Raw genomic sequence first — 17,414 nt, 5'->3', positions numbered from 1 at the left:
GCCACTTCTTCGGGGCCAGGCTACCTGTGAGCTACGTGACAGTTACCGCCGTGTGAAACGCTTTGTCAATTGTCAGTGACTGTCACTAGCCTTCGGGTATGACTAGTCAGACCACCGTGGAAAAGGCCCCGCAGGGTCAGGGGGGCGACCGGGTGCCCGTGACGGCCCCGGCGAAGGGACTGCGCGGGCACCCGTGGCTGACCCTCTTCAGCGTCGCCGTGGGCGTGATGATGGTCGCGCTCGACGGCACGATCGTCGCGATCGCCAACCCCGCCATCAAGGAGGACCTGCAGGCCTCGCTCGCGCAGGTCCAGTGGATCACCAACGGATACCTCCTCGCGCTGGCCGTCGCGCTGATCACCGCGGGCAAGCTCGGTGACCGCTTCGGGCACCGGCAGACCTTCCTCATCGGCATCGCCGGCTTCGCCGCCGCCTCCGGCGCGATCGGCCTGTCGGGCTCGATCGGCCTCGTCATCGCCTTCCGCGTCCTGCAGGGCCTCTTCGGCGCCCTGCTCATGCCGGCCGCGCTCGGCCTGCTGCGCGCCACCTTCCCGGCCGAGAAGCTCAACATGGCCATCGGCATCTGGGGCATGGTCATCGGCGCCTCGACCGCGGGCGGCCCGATCGTCGGCGGTCTCCTCGTCGAGAACGTCAGCTGGCAGTCCGTCTTCTTCATCAACGTGCCGGTCGGCGTCCTCGCGCTCGTCCTCGGCCTGGTGATCCTCAAGGACCACCGCGCCGAGAACGCCCCGCGCTCGTTCGACGTCCTCGGCATCCTGCTGCTCTCCGCCGCGATGGCCTCCCTCATCTGGGGCATCATCAAGGCCGGCGAGTCCTGGGGCTGGGGCAGCGGCAAGACCTGGGGCTGTCTGCTCGGGGCGGTGCTGCTCTTCGCCGTCTTCGCCGTCTGGGAGACCAAGGTCCGCGAACCGCTCATCCCGCTGCAGATGTTCCGCTCGGTGCCGCTCTCGGCCGGTGTGGTCCTCATGGTCCTCATGGCCTTCGCCTTCATGGGCGGCCTGTTCTTCGTGACCTTCTACCTCCAGGGCGTGAAGGGGCTCAGCCCCGTCGACAGCGGTCTCGCCCTGCTGCCGCTGACCGGGATGATGATCGTCTCCTCGCCGCTGGCCGGTGTGCTGATCACCAAGCTCGGCCCGCGGGTCCCGCTGGTCGGCGGCATGGTCTGCACGGCCACCGCGATGTTCGGCATGCTCTCGCTCACCCCGGACACCGGCGCCCTCGCGATGTCCCTCTGGTTCGGCCTCCTCGGCCTCGGCCTCGCCCCCGTCATGGTCGGCGCGACCGAGGTCATCGTCGGCAACGCACCGCTCGAGCTCTCCGGCGTGGCCGGCGGGCTGCAGCAGGCCGCGATGCAGGTCGGCGGCGCGCTCGGTACGGCGGTGCTCGGCGCGGTCATGTCGTCCAAGGTGTCCAGCGCCTTCGCCGACAACTGGAAGGACGCCGGCATCCCGGTGCCCGCCGACCCGCGCCTGGAGCAGGCGGCCGAGTTCGGCATGGTTCCGCCGGAGCTGGCCAAGGCGCCCGGCATGACGCCCGACCTGACCGCCGCGATCGGCAAGGTCATCCACGACACGTTCATGGAGGGCATGGGCCTGGCGTTCACCGTCGCCGGTGTCGTCGCCGTCGGCGCGGCCCTCGTCGCCATGCTCACCAAGCGCGGCGAGAACGCGGAGGCGGGCGCGGGGGCGGCCCACATCTAGACCGCGCCCTTCGGCTCGCGGGCCGGGACTCCGGAGCCCGGCCCGCCGGGACCCCGGCGCCGGCCCGCCGGGACCGGGGAGCCCGGCCCCCCTGAGACCCCCGGAGCCCGGCCCGCCGGGACCCCGGAGCCCGGCTAGTGCCGAGGGGCACGGCGTAGGGCTCGCGGAGACCCCGGAGCCGGCCCGTGCCGAGAGGCCCCGCGTAGGGCTCGCGGGGCCGGTCAGGGAGGCTCGTGACCGCCCGGGCGCGGTGGGCCTCTCAGAGTTCCCGTGAGGGGCCGTCACCCGTTCGCGTGAACGGGGGCGGCCCCTCTTCCGTTCGGGGGCGGAGTCGGCCATTCTCTTGATTACAGAGAGTGACGAAACGGGGGTTCATCAGCATGAACACGAAGACCGTCCTGACCCTTGCGGGCGTCCTGACCGCCCTGCTCGCGGCGCCGGCGAGCGCCGCGCCCTCCGGCACGGCCCTCGGCGCGTGCGCGCCGGGCCAGCTCTGCCTGTGGCCCAAGGCCGACTTCAAGGGCCGCGCGCAGAACCACGAGCTGGCCTCGGTGGACGTCGAGAGCTGCATCGCCCTGCCGGCCGGGACGAGCGCCCAGTCGCTCGCCAACCGCACCGGGCGGCCGGTCACGACGTACCAGTCGGCGGTGTGCGCCGAGACCGGCGAGTTCGAGACCTATCCGGGAAGAGGGGTCTGGGTGCCCCAGACGCCCTACCAGATCCGGGCCTTCAAGATCTGGGAGAGGTAGGGGCCGGGACCTCGGGGCCGTCCGGGGCGCCCGACGGCGGGGCCGAGAGACGCGCGACCTCGGCCCGCAGTTCGCGCACCTCCACGGTCAGTGCCTCCAGGAGTTCCAGCTGCCGGCGCTCGGCCTCGTCGTCCCGCTCGAAGCGGGAGATGAACCAGGCGGCGATGTTCGCCGTGACCACACCCAGCAGGGCGATCCCGGACAGCATCAGGCCCACCGCGAGCACCCGGCCCAGGCCTGTGGTCGGGGCGTGGTCGCCGTAGCCGACGGTGGTCATCGTGGTGAAGGACCACCAGACCGCGTCCCCGAGCGTCTTGATGTTCCCGTTCGGGGCGTCCCGCTCCACGTGCAGCACCGCGAGCGAGCCGAACATCATCAGCCCGACCACCGCGCCCGCCACGTACATGGTGAGCGTTATCTGCGGGGCCATCCGGGCCCGCCGGCCCACGAGGAGGAGTGTGGCGACCACCCTGAGCAGCCGCAGCGGCTGCACCATCGGCAGTATCACCGCGAGCAGATCCACCGGATGCCCGCGCACGAAGGCCCACCGGGACGGCGCGACCGCCAGGCGCACGAGATAGTCCAGGGCGAAGGCCGCCCACACCGCCCACTCCACATGCGTGCACAGCCGGTGCACCCAGGGGGCGGCGTCCGGCGCCACGATGGGCACGGCGTAGGCGACGCCGAACGCCACGGCCAGCACCAGCAGCGGCGTCTGGGTGCGCTTTTCCCAGCGATCCTTCATAGGCGGCATCGTAGGGAACGCCGAAGGGCGGCAGGACCACCGGTCCCACCGCCCTCACCAGCGGATATACCCCATGCGCCGCTCCGGCCGGGCTGTCACGGCCGCGGCGTCACGGCAGGCCAGTCACGGCCGCGCTGTCACGACCGGCCAGTCACGGCCGGCCTCTCACGGCCGCGCTGTCACGACCGGCCAGTCACGGCCGGCCTCTCACGACCGCGCGGTCACGGCCGCGCTGTCACGACCCGGGCGGGACGGCCGGGCACGGCCGGGTGGCCGTGCCCGCACGGACGGGCCGCACCGTCAGGCGTCGCCGCCCGCGGCGCCCGGGTCGGCGGCCGAGACGTCGAGGAGCTGGTAGCGGTCCACGGCCTGCTTCAGGGCCGAGCGGTCGACCTTGCCGTCGCGGGCCAGCTCCGTGAGCACCGCCAGCACGATCGACTGCGCGTCGATGTGGAAGTAGCGACGGGCCGCGCCCCTGGTGTCCGCGAAGCCGAAGCCGTCCGCGCCCAGCGAGGTGTAGGGGCCCGGCACCCAGCGGGAGATCTGGTCCGGCACCGAGCGCATCCAGTCGGAGACCGCCACGAAGGGACCTTGGGCGGACTGGAGCTTGCGGGTCACGTACGGGACGCGCTGCTCCTCGTCCGGGTGGAGCAGATTGTGCTCCTCGACGGAGACGGCCTCGCGGCGCAGCTCGTTCCAGGAGGTGGCGGACCAGACGTCGGCGCGGACGTTCCACTCCTCGGCGAGGATCCGCTGGGCCTCCAGCGCCCACGGCACGCCCACGCCGGAGGCCATGATCTGCGCGGGGACCGACCCGGCCTCGCCGCGCCGGTAGAGGTGGATGCCCTTGAGGATGCCGTCGACGTCCACGTCCGCCGGCTCGGCCGGGTGCTGGATCGGCTCGTTGTAGACGGTCAGGTAGTAGAAGACGTCCTCGGCCTGGGGGCCGTACATGCGGCGCAGACCGTCCTGGACGATGTGCGCGATCTCGAAGCCGAAAGCCGGGTCGTAGGCGACACAGGCCGGATTCGTCGAGGCGAGCAGGTGCGAGTGGCCGTCGGCGTGCTGGAGGCCCTCGCCGGTCAGCGTGGTGCGGCCGGCGGTCGCTCCGAGTACGAAGCCGCGGGCGAGCTGGTCGGCCATCTGCCAGAACTGGTCGCCGGTGCGCTGGAAACCGAACATCGAGTAGAAGACGTAGACCGGGATGAGGGGTTCGCCGTGGGTGGCGTACGCCGAGCCGGCGGCGATCAGCGAGGCGGTGCAGCCCGCCTCGGAGATGCCGTCGTGCAGCATCTGGCCGGTCGGGGACTCCTTGTAGGCGAGCAGCAGTTCGCGGTCCACCGCCTCGTACTGCTGGCCGAGCGGGTTGTAGATCTTGGCGCTCGGGAAGAACGAGTCCATGCCGAAGGTGCGGTACTCGTCGGGCGCGATCAGCACGAAGCGCTTGCCGATCTCCTTGTCCCGCATGAGGTCCTTCAGGAGCCGGACGAAGGCCATCGTGGTGGCGATCGACTGCTGCCCCGAGCCCTTCTTCACCGCGGCGTAGGTCTCGTCGCCGGGCAGGACCAGCGGCTTGGCGCGCACCACGCGGGTCGGCACGTACCCGCCGAGCGCCTTGCGGCGGTCGTGCATGTACTGGATCTCCTCGGAGTTCCGGCCCGGGTGGTAGTACGGCGGCAGGCCCTCCTCCAGCTGCCTGTCCGTGATCGGGATGTGCAGCCGGTCGCGGAAGCGCTTGAGGTCGTCGACCGTGAGCTTCTTCATCTGGTGGGTCGCGTTGCGGCCCTCGAAGTTGGGGCCGAGGGTCCACCCCTTCACGGTCTTGGCGAGGATCACCGTCGGCTGGCCCTTGTGGGCCTTGGCCGCCGAGAACGCCGCGAAGATCTTCTTGTGGTCGTGACCACCGCGGCCCAGGTGCAGGATCTGGTCGTCGGTCATGTTCTCGACCATGGCCCGCAGCCGCTGGTCGTCGCCGAAGAAGTGGTCGCGGATGTAGGCGCCGGTCTCCGTCGCGTACGTCTGGAACTGCCCGTCCGGCGTCGTGTTCATCCGGTTGACCAGGATGCCGTCGCGGTCCTGCGCCAGCAGCGGGTCCCAGGAGCGGTCCCAGATCAGCTTGATGACGTTCCAGCCGGCGCCGCGGAAGACCGACTCCAGCTCCTGGATGACCTTGCCGTTGCCGCGCACCGGGCCGTCGAGCCGCTGCAGGTTGCAGTTGACGACGAAGGTCAGGTTGTCGAGGTTCTCGCGGGCCGCGATGGTCAGCTGGCCGAGCGACTCGGGCTCGTCCATCTCGCCGTCGCCGAGGAAGGCCCACACGTGCGACGCGGAGGTGTCGGCGATGCCGCGCGCCTCCATGTAGCGGTTCATCCGGGCCTGGTAGATCGCGCCGAGCGGGCCAAGGCCCATCGACACGGTGGGGAACTCCCAGAAGTCCGGCATCAGCCGGGGGTGCGGATAGGAGGACAGGCCGTTCGGGTACTTCGACTTCTCCTGGCGGAAGGCGTCGAGCTGCGCCTCGTTCAGCCGGTCCAGGAGGAAGGCGCGGGCGTAGATGCCGGGGGAGGCGTGACCCTGGAAGAAGATCTGGTCGCCACCGTCGCCCTCGTCCTTGCCACGGAAGAAGTGGTTGAAGCCGACGTCGTACAGCGAGGCGGAGGAGGCGAAGGTCGCGATGTGGCCGCCGACGCCGATGCCCGGGCGCTGGGCGCGCGAGACCATCACGGCCGCGTTCCAGCGGGTGGCGTTGAGGACCTTGCGCTCGATCTCCTCGTTGCCGGGGAAGAAGGGCTCGTCCCGGGTGGCGATGGTGTTCACGTAGTCCGTGCTGCGCATCTCGGGCACGGCGACGCGCTTCTCACGGGCGCGTTCGATCAGCCGCAGCATGAGGTAGCGGGCCCGCTCCCGGCCCCGCTCGTCGACGGCGGCGTCGAGGGAGTCGAGCCATTCCAGGGTCTCTTCGGGATCGAAGTCCGGGACCTGGCTGGGAAGGCCGCCAATGATGATCGGGTTGCGATCGGATGCGGAAGCCACGCTGTTCCTTCGCTGGTCGGTGGAGCCCGCGGAAGACCGGAGCCCCGTTGAGGCCGGGATGTCTCATCGTGTACCCCGCCGACGCCAAACGTCATCTTTACCGAGGGGTAACCCCCGCGGGGTGCCTTGTTCGGTCAAATCGCAACCTTACGCCCATCCCGCGCATGCGTTCCGGCAGCATGTTCGGCAGACTGAAGCCGCAGAGGCCCCCAATGCGGGGCGAAGAGTGCACGAATCGTCACGGAGCGCCACGGTCCTTCGCCGGAAGTTGCGGCGAGACGGCCCCAAACGTCACCGTTTCGGCGGTCTCATCGGCCGGGCACTTGCGCGATCCGCCCCGGCACGTGTGGACTACGGCCAGCGCCGCGCGTACACGCGCGGACCTAAGCACTTTCCGATACATGATCAGGAGGCAAGCCGTGAGCGCGACCGCGGACCACGCGGAGGAGCGGACCAACCCGGCAGCTAGGCTGGGGTTCGAGCCCGGACAGGTGGTCCAGGAGATCGGCTACGACGAAGACGTCGACCAGGATCTCCGTGAGGGCATCGAGTCCATCATTGGCCAGGATCTCGTCGACGAGGACTACGACGACGTCGCAGACGTCGTGCTGCTGTGGTTCCGTGACGAGGACGGTGACCTCACCGACGCCCTGGTGGATGCCATCGGTCTTCTGGAGGACGGCGGCAACATCTGGCTGCTGACGCCGAAGACCGGGCGCGACGGCTACATCGAGCCGAGCGACATCCAGGATGCCGCGCAGACCGCTGGTCTCTCCCAGACCAAGAGCATCAGCGTCGCCAAGGACTGGATCGGCACCCGCCTGGCAGCCCCCAAGCGCTGATCCCCCAACGCTGTAAGGAGCCCCCGTCGGTCGCACCCGGCGGGGGCTCCGCGCATCCCGGGCCCTTCCGTCCCCGGCGGCCCCTTAGGGTGGGTTCCACCGATCGGTCCAAGGGCTGGGCCGCCGGCGAAGGGATGCGTACGCGATGGCGATCGAGATCGGCGCCGAGGCCCCGGACTTCGAGCTGAAGGACAACCACGGCCGCGCCGTCCGGCTGTCCGCCTTCCGCGGCGAGAAGAACGTGCTGCTGTTCTTCTACCCCTTCGCCTTCACCGGGGTGTGCACCGGCGAACTGCGCGTGCTGCGTGACCGCCTCGACACCTTCGTCAACGACGACACCCAGCTGCTCGCCGTCTCCAACGACTCCGTCCCCACCCTGCGCGTCTTCGCCGAGCAGGAGGACCTGGAGTTCCCGCTGCTCTCCGACTTCTGGCCGCACGGCGCGGCCTCGCGGGCGTACGGGGTGCTCGACGAGGACAAGGGCTGCGCCGTGCGCGGCACCTTCGTCATCGACAAGGCGGGCGTGGTCCGCTGGGCGGTCGTCAACGCCCTGCCGGACGCCCGCGACGCCGACGCGTACGCCGAGGCGCTGGCGGCCCTCTGAGAACCTCCCGGGCGCTTCCCGCGTCTTCCGGGGCGATCGCCTGCCAACACTCGGGCGAAACGTCTGTTTCGACTGGGAACCCGTCACTAGGATCCAGACGTTGATCCGATGCCAACGCACGACTGGGGGCGCTGCCCCTGGAAACCAATGGAGGGACTCGTGGGAGTCAGCCTCAGCAAGGGCGGCAACGTCTCGCTGACCAAGGAGGCCCCTGGCCTGACCGCCGTGACCGTCGGTCTGGGCTGGGACGTCCGCACCACCACCGGTACGGACTTCGACCTCGACGCCAGTGCCATCCTGGTGAACGAGGAGGGCAAGGTCCGCAACGACGGGGACTTCGTCTTCTTCAACAACCTGAAGAGCGCCGACGGCTCCGTCGAGCACACCGGTGACAACCTGACGGGCGAGGGCGAGGGCGACGACGAGCAGGTCAAGGTCAACCTGGCCACCGTCCCGGCCGACGTCGCCAAGATCGTCTTCCCGGTCTCGATCTACGACGCCGACAACCGCCAGCAGTCCTTCGGCCAGGTCCGCAACGCGTTCATCCGCGTCGTGAACCAGGCCGGCGGGGCCGAGATCGCGCGCTACGACCTGTCCGAGGACGCCTCGACCGAGACCGCCATGGTCTTCGGCGAGCTGTACCGCAACGGCGCGGAGTGGAAGTTCCGCGCGGTCGGTCAGGGCTACGCCTCGGGTCTGCGCGGCATCGCGCAGGACTTCGGCGTCAACGTCTGAGCCGACGCACCGCATCCCGTCCGGCGCCGCACCTCCGTGCGGCGCCGGACGTGCCTCACAGCGCGCCCGGCCGGTCACACCGCCGCCGTCCCGCGTATTCGCAGAACCCTCGGGGAGGAACCACCGTCATGGGCGTCACGCTCGCCAAGGGAGGCAATGTCTCCCTCTCCAAGGCCGCACCCAACCTCACCCAGGTACTCGTCGGGCTCGGCTGGGACGCGCGCTCCACCACCGGAGCCCCCTTCGACCTCGACGCCAGCGCCCTGCTGTGCCAGTCGGGGCGCGTGCTCGGCGACGAGTACTTCGTCTTCTACAACAACCTCAAGAGCCCCGAGGGGTCCGTCGAACACACCGGGGACAACCTCACCGGCGAGGGTGAAGGCGACGACGAGTCGCTCATCGTGGACCTCGCCCGGGTGCCGGCCCAGTGCGACAAGATCATCTTCCCGGTCTCGATCCACGACGCGGACAACCGCGGCCAGACCTTCGGCCAGGTCAGCAATGCCTTCATCCGTGTGGTGAACCAGGCGGACGGCCAGGAGCTCGCCCGTTACGACCTCTCCGAGGACGCCTCCACCGAGACCGCGATGATCTTCGGTGAGCTCTACCGCTACAACGGCGAATGGAAGTTCCGGGCGGTCGGACAGGGGTACGCGTCCGGCCTTCGGGGCATCGCTCTAGACTTCGGGGTCAACGTTTCGTAAAGCCGCGTAAATATCACGATGGGGTAGACAGTGGTTCTGAAAACCTTCGGCTGGTCGTTCGCGATCACCGCCCTCGGCTTGATCGCCGCGGTGCTCTACGGGGGGTGGGAGGCTTTCGGGGTCGTCGCGATCCTCTGCATCCTCGAGATCTCGCTCTCCTTCGACAACGCGGTGGTCAACGCCGGAATCCTGAAGAAGATGAATGCCTTCTGGCAGAAGATCTTCCTCACGGTCGGTGTGCTCATCGCCGTCTTCGGCATGCGGCTCGTCTTCCCCGTCGTGATCGTCGCGATCAGCGCCAAGATCGGCCCGATCGACGCCGTCGACCTGGCGTTCAACAATCCGGACCGGTACCAGGAACTGGTCACCGACGCGCACCCGTCGATCGCCGCCTTCGGTGGCATGTTCCTGCTGATGATCTTCCTCGACTTCATCTTCGAGGACCGTGACATCCAGTGGCTGCGCTGGATCGAGCGCCCGCTGGCCAAGCTCGGCAAGGTCGACATGCTGTCGGTCTGCATCGCGCTGGTCTTCCTGCTGATCACCTCGATGACCTTCGCGACCCAGGCCCACCAGCACGGCGGCCTCCACGTCGACAAGGCGCAGACGGTCCTGGTCTCCGGCATCGCCGGCCTCATCACGTACCTCGTCGTCGGCGGTCTCTCCGGCTACTTCGAGAACAAGCTGGAGGAGGAAGAGGAGCGCGAGCACGAGGCCGAGGAAGAGGCCAAGCGCTCCGGCAAGAAGGTTTCGGCAGTTCAGCTCGCCGGCAAGGCCGCCTTCTTCATGTTCCTCTACCTGGAGGTCCTCGACGCGTCCTTCTCCTTCGACGGCGTCATCGGCGCCTTCGCCATCACCAACGACATCGTCCTGATGGCCCTCGGCCTCGGCGTCGGCGCCATGTACGTGCGTTCGCTGACCGTCTACCTGGTCCGCCAGGGCACCCTCGACGACTACGTCTACCTGGAGCACGGCGCCCACTACGCCATCGGCGCCCTGGCCGTGGTCCTGATGATCACCATCCAGTACGAGATCCCCGAGATCGTCACCGGCGGCATCGGCGTCGCGCTCATCGCCTGGTCCTTCTGGTCCTCTGTCCGCCGCAACCGCAGGCTCGCGGCGGCCGAGGGAGAAGCCTCGGGTGACAAGACCGAGGTGACGTCCGGGGTGTGACACCACCGGTATCGAGGAACGCTTCTCTGCGGGGCGGCCGGAGCACCCGGCCGCCCCGCGGCGCGTGACCGGGGGGCACGGCGTCCGCGACAGTGACGGTGGGGACCAGTGGGGGGTGCGGAGCCATGGGCTTCCTGGACAATCTCTTTCCCGGCAGGGAAGAGCCGTTCGACTCGGGCAGTGCCGCGTCGAACTCGATCGACCTGACCAAACGCCGGCCCAGCGTCTCCCTGTCCAAACAGGGCGCCGCCACCGGAAACCTCCGCGTCAACCTCTCCTGGCGGATGCGGACCTCCGACATCGAAGGGCCGCGCCAGTCCGCGGGCCTGCTGCGGAACCCCCTCAAGCTCTTCAAGCCCGACGAGGTGCAGGCCCACACCCAGGGCGTGGTGAACGTCGACCTCGACCTCGGCTGCCTCTACGAGCTGGCCGACGGCAGCAAGGGCGTCGTGCAGCCGCTCGGCGGCTTCCTCGGCGAGCTGAACGAGCCGCCCTACGTGCGCCTCAGCGGTGACGACCGCTTCGGCGCCCCCTCCGGCGAGACGATCTTCGTCAACCTGGACCACCGCGACGAGATCAAGCGACTGCTGTTCTTCGTCTACATCTACGACCAGACCCCTGCCTTCGACCGCACGCACGCCAAGGTCACCCTCTACCCGAGCAACGGTCCGCGGATCGAGATCGAGCTGGACGAGCGCGCACCGCAGGCCCGCTCCTGCGCGGTGTTCACCGTCGAGAAGGTCAAGGACGAGCTCGTCGTCCGCCGCGAGGTGCGCTTCGTGTACGGCTTCCAGGCCGAGCTGGACCGGCTCTACGGCTGGGGGCTGCAGTGGGGCCGCGGCTACAAGTCCAAGACCTGACCCGGCCCCGCCTCAGCGCCCCAGGAACTGCGGTCCCATCGGCGGCATCCGGAAGTCGGGCGCCGCGTGCGGATAGCCGTACGCGGGAGCCGGCGCCGGGGCCCCGGTCGGCTGCGGATAGCCGTAGGCGGGCGCCGGTGCGGACGTGGGCTGCGGCGGCACGGAGGGCGCAGGTGCGGCCGGCACCCCGGAGGCCGGGGACGGCGCCGGCTCGGCCGGGAGAGGGGCGGGCGGCTGCGGATGGACCATCGTCGCGTCCGGGTCGTGGGCGGGCGCCGTGGGCCCCTCCTCGGGGCCTCCCTCGCCCGTCGCGTCGTCGACGGACACCCCGTAGTCCGTGGCGAGCCCGACCAGACCGGTCGGATAGCCCTGGCCCACGGCGCGGAACTTCCACGCGTCCCCGCGCCGGTACAGCTCGCCGCAGATGATCGCCGTCTCCTCGCCGGTCTCCGCCGACACGTCGAAGACCGCGAGCGGCTCCCGGTCCGCCGCGCCCGCGGCCGCGTCGTACAGCAGGATCCGCAGGTCGGAGACGGAACGGAAGGTGCCGCCGTCCGAAGAGGCGGCGATCACCACCTGGTCGACCGCGGCGTCGAGCCGGCCCAGGTCGGCCTCGACGGCGTCGGTCAGACCCTCCGGACCGCGCTGCTTCGCCAGGTGCCGTACGAGACCCGAGGGGTGCCGTGGCTGGTTGTAGAAGACGAAGTCCTCGTCGGACCGCACACGCCCGTCCGGGCCGACCAGCAGGGCCGAGGCGTCCACGTCGGGCACCCCGGATCCCGGAGTCCAGCGGAGCACGGCCCGTACGGCCGCGGTGTCGAGAGGGACGTTGGAGCCCTTCAGCATCGCGTGCGTCATGCCCGTCATCTTCCCTGCCCGGCCGCCCTCCGGACAACGCGGGGGGCCCGAAGCGGACGAGTTACCTGAACTTCACGTACGCGGGGAACTACGGACACCCTTACCTACGTACTATTACCGGCCACATGTCGTCAGTGCCGTCCAGGCCAGTCGGGGGAGTTCTATGCGTCATTTCGGGCACATCCCGGCCGCGGTGCGGACCGGGCTGTTCCATCAGGAGCCAGCCGCGTTCACGGCCGACTCCGACGCGCGCACGCTCGCCGTGGCCCTCGGGGCCACCCTCTACAGCCCGGCCACCCGGCCCCGGCTGGCCGACGCCGTGCGCAAGCAGGCCGCCCGCGGAGTCGTCTCCATGGTCCTCTGCCTGGAGGACTCGATCAGCGACGCCGAGGTGGAGGCGGGCGAGGCCAACCTCGTCCGCGAGTTCGCCGACCTCGCGGCCCGGGCCCCGGGCGACGAGGCCGCCGACCTGCCCCTGCTCTTCATCCGGGTCCGCGAACCGCACCAGATCCCCGACCTCGTCGCCCGGCTCGGCGACACGGTCCGGCTGCTGTCCGGATTCGTCCTGCCCAAGTTCACCGAGGTCCGCGGCCGCCCCTTCCTGGAGGCCCTCACCGTCGCCGAGCGGGCCTGCGGCCGCCGGCTCTTCGCCATGCCCGTCCTGGAGTCCCCCGAGCTGCTCCACCTGGAGTCCCGGGCCGAGACCCTGGCCGGCATCGCCTCGCTCACCGCCGAGCACCGCGAGCGGATCCTCGCCGTCCGTCTCGGCGTCACCGACTTCTGCTCCAACTACGGGCTGCGCCGCTCGCCCGACATGACCGCCTACGACGTCCAGATCGTCGCCTCCGTCATCGGCGACGTCGTCAACGTCCTCGGCCGCTCCGACGGCACCGGCTTCACGATCACCGGCCCCGTCTGGGAGTACTTCCGGCCCGGCGAGCGCATGTTCAAGCCCCAGCTGCGCCGCAGCCCCTTCCTGGAGGGCCGCGCCGAGGACCTGCGCACCGCCCTCATCGAGCACGACCTCGACGGACTGCTCCGCGAGATCGAACTCGACCGCGCCAACGGACTCCTCGGCAAGACCTGCATCCACCCCACCCACGTCCTGCCGGTGCACGCACTCTCCGTGGTCACCCACGAGGAGTTCAGTGACGCCCAGGACATCCTGCGGCCGGAACGCGGCGGGGGCGGCGTGCTCCGATCGGCTTATACGAACAAGATGAATGAAGTGAAGCCGCACCGCGCGTGGGCCGAACGAACCCTGCGGCGCGCCGAGGTCTTCGGCGTCGCCCGCGAGGACGTCGGCTTCGTGGAGCTGCTCACCACCGGGCTCGCCGCCCTCACGGCCGGCCGGCCCGACAGCTGACGAAGGGACGACAACGACGTGGTGTGGACCGGAACCTGGGTCGCGGAGCGACTGGGCGTCGAACTGATCGGCGACGAGGCGCTGCCCGACCTGCTCGGCCTCGCACTGCGCCGCAACCCCAGGCGCGCCCACCTGCTCGTCTCCAACGTGCTGGGCAAGCACGTCCCGCAGCGCCCCTCGGTGGTGCGCGACGCGGGCCACGGCCTCGGCATACGGGTACGGCGGCTGCTCGGCGACGAGGAGGCGGCCCGCGCCGTCGTCCTCGGCTACGCGGAGACCGCCACCGGCCTCGGCCACAGCGTCGCCGACGGCCTCGCCCTCGCCCCCTACCTCCACTCCACCCGGCGCCCCGTCGACGGCGTCGCCACGGCGGGCGGCTTCGAGGAGTCCCACTCCCACGCCACCTCCCACCTGCTCCTCCCCGAGGACCCGAAGCTCCTCGCCGGCGACGGCCCGCTCGTCCTCGTCGACGACGAGTTCTCCACCGGCAACACCGTCCTCAACACCATCCGCGACCTCCACGAGCGCCACCCCCGCGAGCGGTACGTGGTCGTCGCCCTGGTCGACATGCGCGGCCCCGAGGACCGTGCCCGCCTCACCGCCTTCGCCGCCGAGCTCGGCGCCCGCGTCGACCTGATCACCCTGGCGGCCGGCACGGTCGGCCTGCCCGACGGCGTCCTGGCCAGGGGCCAGGAGCTCGTGGCGCGCCACGAAACCGCGGCGCCCGCGCCCGCCCCTACCGCCACGGCCCCCGACGGCGCCCCGTCCACGGAGCCTGGCCCCGTCCCCGGCCCCCGGGCCCCGCGCCGCCCCCCGGTCCGCGTCGAGCTCGGCTGGCCCGCCGGCGTCCCCGACGGCGGCCGGCACGGCTTCGCCCCGGAACACCGGGTCCGTCTGGAGGCGGCCCTGCCCGCCATGGCCGCCCGCCTCACCGAGGCCCTCGGCCCCCGCCCGGCCACCGGCCCCGCCCCCCGCGTCCTCGTCCTCGGCTTCGAGGAGCTCATGTACGCGCCCCTGCGGCTCGCCGAACAGCTCGAACGGGCCGGGACCGACGTCCGCTTCTCCACGACCACCCGCTCGCCCGTCCTCGCCGTCGACGACCCCGGCTACGCCATAAGGACCCGGCTCGTCTTCCCCGCCCACGACGAACCCGCGGACGGCCCCGGCGACCGCTACGCCTACAACGTCGCCGGCGGCGGCTTCGACGCGGTCGTCACCGTCGTCGACTCCGTCGCCGACACCCCCGCGCTGCACGCGCCGGACGGACTCCTCGCCCAGCTCGCCGCGCACATACCGCACGTCGTGCTCGCCGTCGTGCCCTCCTACGTACCCCCGGCCCCCGAAGCTCCCGAAAGGAGCTCCATGCTGCCCGAGCCCCTCCGCGGCCCCGCCTTCTCCTCGTACGCGCCCGAGGAGGTCGGCTGGCTGCTCCAGGACCTCTCGGACGTCGAGCTCGAGGCGCCGACCGAGGAGCGCGAGGAGGCCATCCAGAGCGGCGGCGCGCACTACGCCGAGTCGCTGCCCGTCGAGTACCAGCCCGACGCGCGCTACCAGGAGCTGTTCCACGCCGCCCTCGACGGATCCGCGGCCCGCATCGCCCGCGCCGTCGGCACCGTCACCGAGACCGTGCTCGCCGAACGCTCGCCGCGGCCCGTCCTGGTCTCCCTGGCCCGCGCCGGCACCCCCGTCGGCGTGCTGATGCGCCGCTGGGCCCGGCACCGGCACGGCCTGGAGCTCCCGCACTACGCCGTCTCCATCGTCCGCGGCCGCGGCATCGACGCCAACGCGCTGCGCTGGCTCGCCGAGCACCACGACCCGGCCGACGTCGTCTTCGTCGACGGCTGGACCGGCAAGGGCGCCATCACCCGCGAACTCGCCGACGCCCTGCGGGCCCACGAGGAAGCCGGCGGCGCGGCCTTCTCGCCCGAGATCGCGGTTCTCGCCGACCCCGGCTCCTGCGTCCGCACCTACGGCACCCGCGAGGACTTCCTCATCCCCTCCGCCTGCCTCAACTCGACCGTCTCCGGCCTGATCTCGCGCACCGTCCTGCGCTCCGACCTGGTCGGCCCCCACGACTTCCACGGCGCCAAGTTCTACCGGGAGCTGGCCGGCGCCGACGTGTCCGGCGCGTTCCTCGACGCCGTCGCCGCCCGCTTCGACGAGGTCACCGCCGCCGTCGACGCCGACGTCAAGGAGCTCCTCGCCGCCGACCGCACCCCGACCTGGGAGGGCTGGGCGGCCGTCGAGCGGATCAGCACCACGTACGGGATACACGACGTCAACCTGGTCAAGCCCGGCGTCGGCGAGACCACCCGCGTCCTGCTCCGCCGCGTCCCCTGGAAGATCCTGGCCCAGCGCGGCGCGGGCGCCGACCTGGCCCACGTACGCCTGCTCGCCGAACAGCGCGGCGTACCCGTCGAGGAGGTCGACGACCTGCCGTACACCTGCGTCGGGCTGATCCACCCCCGGTACACGCGCGGCGCGACCGGCGCCGACGGCAAGGCGGTGGTGTCCCAGTGACCGCCGACCGCACCGTCCTCGTCGCCAGCGACCTCGACCGCACCCTCATCTACTCCACGGCCGCCCTCGCCCTCGGCATGCCCGACCCGGTGGCGCCCCGGCTGCTGTGCGTCGAGGTCCACGAGTCCAAGCCGCTCTCGTACCTGACCGAGCACGCCGCCGCCCAGCTGCGCGAACTCGCCGCCGAGACCGTCTTCGTGCCGACCACCACCCGCACCCGCAAGCAGTACCAGCGCATCCGGCTGCTCGGCGACACCACCCCCGCCTACGCGATCTGCGCCAACGGCGGGCACCTCCTCGTCGACGGCGTCTCCGACCCCGACTGGCACGCCGGCGTGCTCCGCCGGGTCGCCGACGCGTGCGCCCCGCTCGCCGAGATCCGCGCCTACTTCACCGCCACCACCGACCTGTCCTGGGTCCGCAAGCACCGGATCGCCGAGGACCTGTTCGCCTACCTCGTCGTCGAGCGCGAACGGATGCCGCTGGACTGGCTGGAGCGCTTCACCGGCTGGGCCGGGGAACGCGGCTGGACGGTCTCGCTGCAGGGCCGCAAGGTCTACGCCGTCCCGAAGCCGCTCACCAAGAGCGCGGCCTTCCGCGAGGTCGCCCGCCGCACCGGCGCCACCCTCACCCTGGCCGCCGGCGACTCGCTCCTCGACGCCGACCTGCTGCTCGCCGCCGACCGTGGCTGGCGCCCCGGCCACGGCGAACTCGCCGACACCGACTGGACCGCGCCGCACGTGGAGGCGCTGGCCGAGCGGGGCGTCGCGGCGGGCGAGGAGATCGTCCGCCGCCTCCGGGCCGCCACCGAGGGGCACCTGTCACCGCGGATCAACGGCGCGCCCGCCGCGCTCCCCGACCCGGCCTGACCGCCCGCACGACCCGCACGCCCGCGACACACGCGGCCGCCGCCGTCGCCGTGCCGAGCACCGCCTTCGAGTAGACCGACACGTAGTCGGTGACCTGCTCCCAGTTCTCGCCGAGGACGTATCCGGCGAGGACGAAGGCGGTGTTCCACAGCGCGCTGCCCAGGGCCGTCAGAGCCAGGAAGACCGGCAGCGGCATCCGATCGACCCCGGCCGGCACCGAGATCAGGCTCCGGAAGACCGGCACCATCCGGCCGAACAACACCTCCTTCGTGCCGTGCCGGGCGAACCACGCCTCCGTGCGCTCGATGTCCGCGACCTTCACCAGCGGCAGCCGGGCCGCGATCGCGAGCACCCGCTCCCGCCCGATCGACGCCCCCACCCCGTACAGGGCGAGCGCGCCGACCACCGAACCGGCCGTCGTCCACAGCAGCGCGGCCGGCAGGTTCATCCGTCCCGTGGAGGCGGCGAAGCCCGCCAGCGGCAGGATCACCTCGCTCGGAAGGGGCGGGAAGAGGTTCTCCAGGGCGACGGCGAGGCCCGCACCGGGCGCGCCGAGCGTGTCCATGATGCTGTTGATCCAGGTCTCCATGGCCACGACGTTAGAAACGCCCGGCCCGCGTCGGACTGTTGCCGGC

15 protein-coding genes are annotated in these 17,414 nt (G+C 71.1%); 11 read left to right on the top strand and 4 right to left on the bottom strand.

Translation table 11 applies throughout. The features are described from left to right. Window positions 1-98 precede the first annotated feature (98 nt). A complete protein-coding gene (locus ACGF1Z_RS08900; RefSeq protein WP_393001493.1) occupies window positions 99-1,721 on the top strand; it encodes an MFS transporter in 1,623 nt (540 codons plus the stop codon). 380 nt (window positions 1,722-2,101) lie between these two features. After that, window positions 2,102-2,470: a peptidase inhibitor family I36 protein gene (locus ACGF1Z_RS08895; protein WP_393001491.1), complete on the top strand. Its 369-nt coding sequence runs from the start codon at window positions 2,102-2,104 to the stop codon at window positions 2,468-2,470. Here the strand turns inward: ACGF1Z_RS08895 and ACGF1Z_RS08890 are convergent. Together ACGF1Z_RS08890 and aceE are read right to left on the bottom strand one after the other, a co-directional pair. Further along, a complete protein-coding gene (locus tag ACGF1Z_RS08890; protein WP_393001489.1) occupies window positions 2,451-3,215 on the bottom strand; it encodes a potassium channel family protein in 765 nt (254 codons plus the stop codon). The genes ACGF1Z_RS08895 and ACGF1Z_RS08890 overlap by 20 nt on opposite strands. A 300-nt stretch (window positions 3,216-3,515) precedes the next feature. Continuing rightward, window positions 3,516-6,248, bottom strand: coding sequence for a pyruvate dehydrogenase (acetyl-transferring), homodimeric type (aceE, locus tag ACGF1Z_RS08885; RefSeq protein ID WP_393001487.1), 2,733 nt, complete (start codon window positions 6,246-6,248; stop codon window positions 3,516-3,518). A gap of 419 nt (window positions 6,249-6,667) precedes the next feature. On the opposite strand from aceE, the gene ACGF1Z_RS08880 reads away from it, so the two are divergent. The 6 genes from ACGF1Z_RS08880 (at window position 6,668) to ACGF1Z_RS08855 (ending at window position 11,166) form a co-directional block, all read left to right on the top strand. Continuing rightward, on the top strand, window positions 6,668-7,090 hold the full coding sequence (locus ACGF1Z_RS08880; RefSeq protein WP_393001485.1) for a DUF3052 domain-containing protein: 423 nt from the start codon (window positions 6,668-6,670) through the stop codon (window positions 7,088-7,090). Between the two features lie 145 nt (window positions 7,091-7,235). Continuing rightward, complete coding sequence (locus ACGF1Z_RS08875; protein ID WP_393001483.1) at window positions 7,236-7,694, top strand: peroxiredoxin; 459 nt, start codon at window positions 7,236-7,238, stop codon at window positions 7,692-7,694. A gap of 159 nt (window positions 7,695-7,853) precedes the next feature. Continuing rightward, window positions 7,854-8,429, top strand: a complete 576-nt coding sequence (locus tag ACGF1Z_RS08870; protein ID WP_382483310.1) for a TerD family protein — start codon at window positions 7,854-7,856, stop codon at window positions 8,427-8,429. A 128-nt stretch (window positions 8,430-8,557) separates the two neighbouring features. Next, entirely contained in the window at window positions 8,558-9,133 is a 576-nt protein-coding gene (locus tag ACGF1Z_RS08865; protein ID WP_393001480.1) for a TerD family protein, read from the top strand. Window positions 9,134-9,163: 30 nt separating this feature from the next. Beyond that, window positions 9,164-10,306, top strand: coding sequence for a DUF475 domain-containing protein (locus ACGF1Z_RS08860; RefSeq protein ID WP_393001478.1), 1,143 nt, complete (start codon window positions 9,164-9,166; stop codon window positions 10,304-10,306). A 125-nt stretch (window positions 10,307-10,431) separates the two neighbouring features. Beyond that, entirely contained in the window at window positions 10,432-11,166 is a 735-nt protein-coding gene (locus ACGF1Z_RS08855; protein WP_393001476.1) for a Tellurium resistance, read from the top strand. A 12-nt stretch (window positions 11,167-11,178) separates the two neighbouring features. Here ACGF1Z_RS08855 and ACGF1Z_RS08850 read toward each other — a convergent pair whose 3' ends face one another. Then, window positions 11,179-12,033, bottom strand: coding sequence for a TerD family protein (locus tag ACGF1Z_RS08850; protein WP_393001474.1), 855 nt, complete (start codon window positions 12,031-12,033; stop codon window positions 11,179-11,181). Window positions 12,034-12,187: 154 nt separating this feature from the next. Here ACGF1Z_RS08850 and ACGF1Z_RS08845 point away from each other — a divergent pair, with 154 nt between their 5' ends. The 3 genes from ACGF1Z_RS08845 to ACGF1Z_RS08835 are packed head-to-tail and all read left to right on the top strand — an operon-like array spanning window position 12,188 to window position 16,779. Beyond that, the gene (locus ACGF1Z_RS08845) at window positions 12,188-13,390 is read left to right on the top strand and encodes an HpcH/HpaI aldolase/citrate lyase family protein (protein WP_393001472.1); all 1,203 of its coding nucleotides are present in this window, start codon (window positions 12,188-12,190) and stop codon (window positions 13,388-13,390) included. 18 nt (window positions 13,391-13,408) lie between these two features. Then, window positions 13,409-15,910 carry a phosphoribosyltransferase gene (locus tag ACGF1Z_RS08840; protein WP_393001470.1) on the top strand — a complete coding sequence of 834 codons (2,502 nt, stop codon included), beginning with the start codon at window positions 13,409-13,411 and terminating at the stop codon, window positions 15,908-15,910. Beyond that, the gene (locus tag ACGF1Z_RS08835; protein WP_393001468.1) at window positions 15,907-16,779 is read left to right on the top strand and encodes an HAD family hydrolase; all 873 of its coding nucleotides are present in this window, start codon (window positions 15,907-15,909) and stop codon (window positions 16,777-16,779) included. Before ACGF1Z_RS08840 ends, ACGF1Z_RS08835 begins: the two co-directional genes overlap by 4 nt. Here ACGF1Z_RS08835 and ACGF1Z_RS08830 read toward each other — a convergent pair. Further along, window positions 16,742-17,368 (bottom strand): DedA family protein, encoded by a 627-nt coding sequence (locus tag ACGF1Z_RS08830; protein ID WP_393001466.1) that lies wholly within the window; start codon window positions 17,366-17,368, stop codon window positions 16,742-16,744. The genes ACGF1Z_RS08835 and ACGF1Z_RS08830 overlap by 38 nt on opposite strands. Window positions 17,369-17,414 lie beyond the last annotated feature (46 nt).

Source organism: Streptomyces sp. NPDC048018, from assembly GCF_043202995.1.
Lineage (GTDB): Bacteria > Actinomycetota > Actinomycetes > Streptomycetales > Streptomycetaceae > Streptomyces.
Note: the sequence above shows the minus strand (reverse complement) of the source record. Positions and strands in the feature narration are given on the sequence as shown.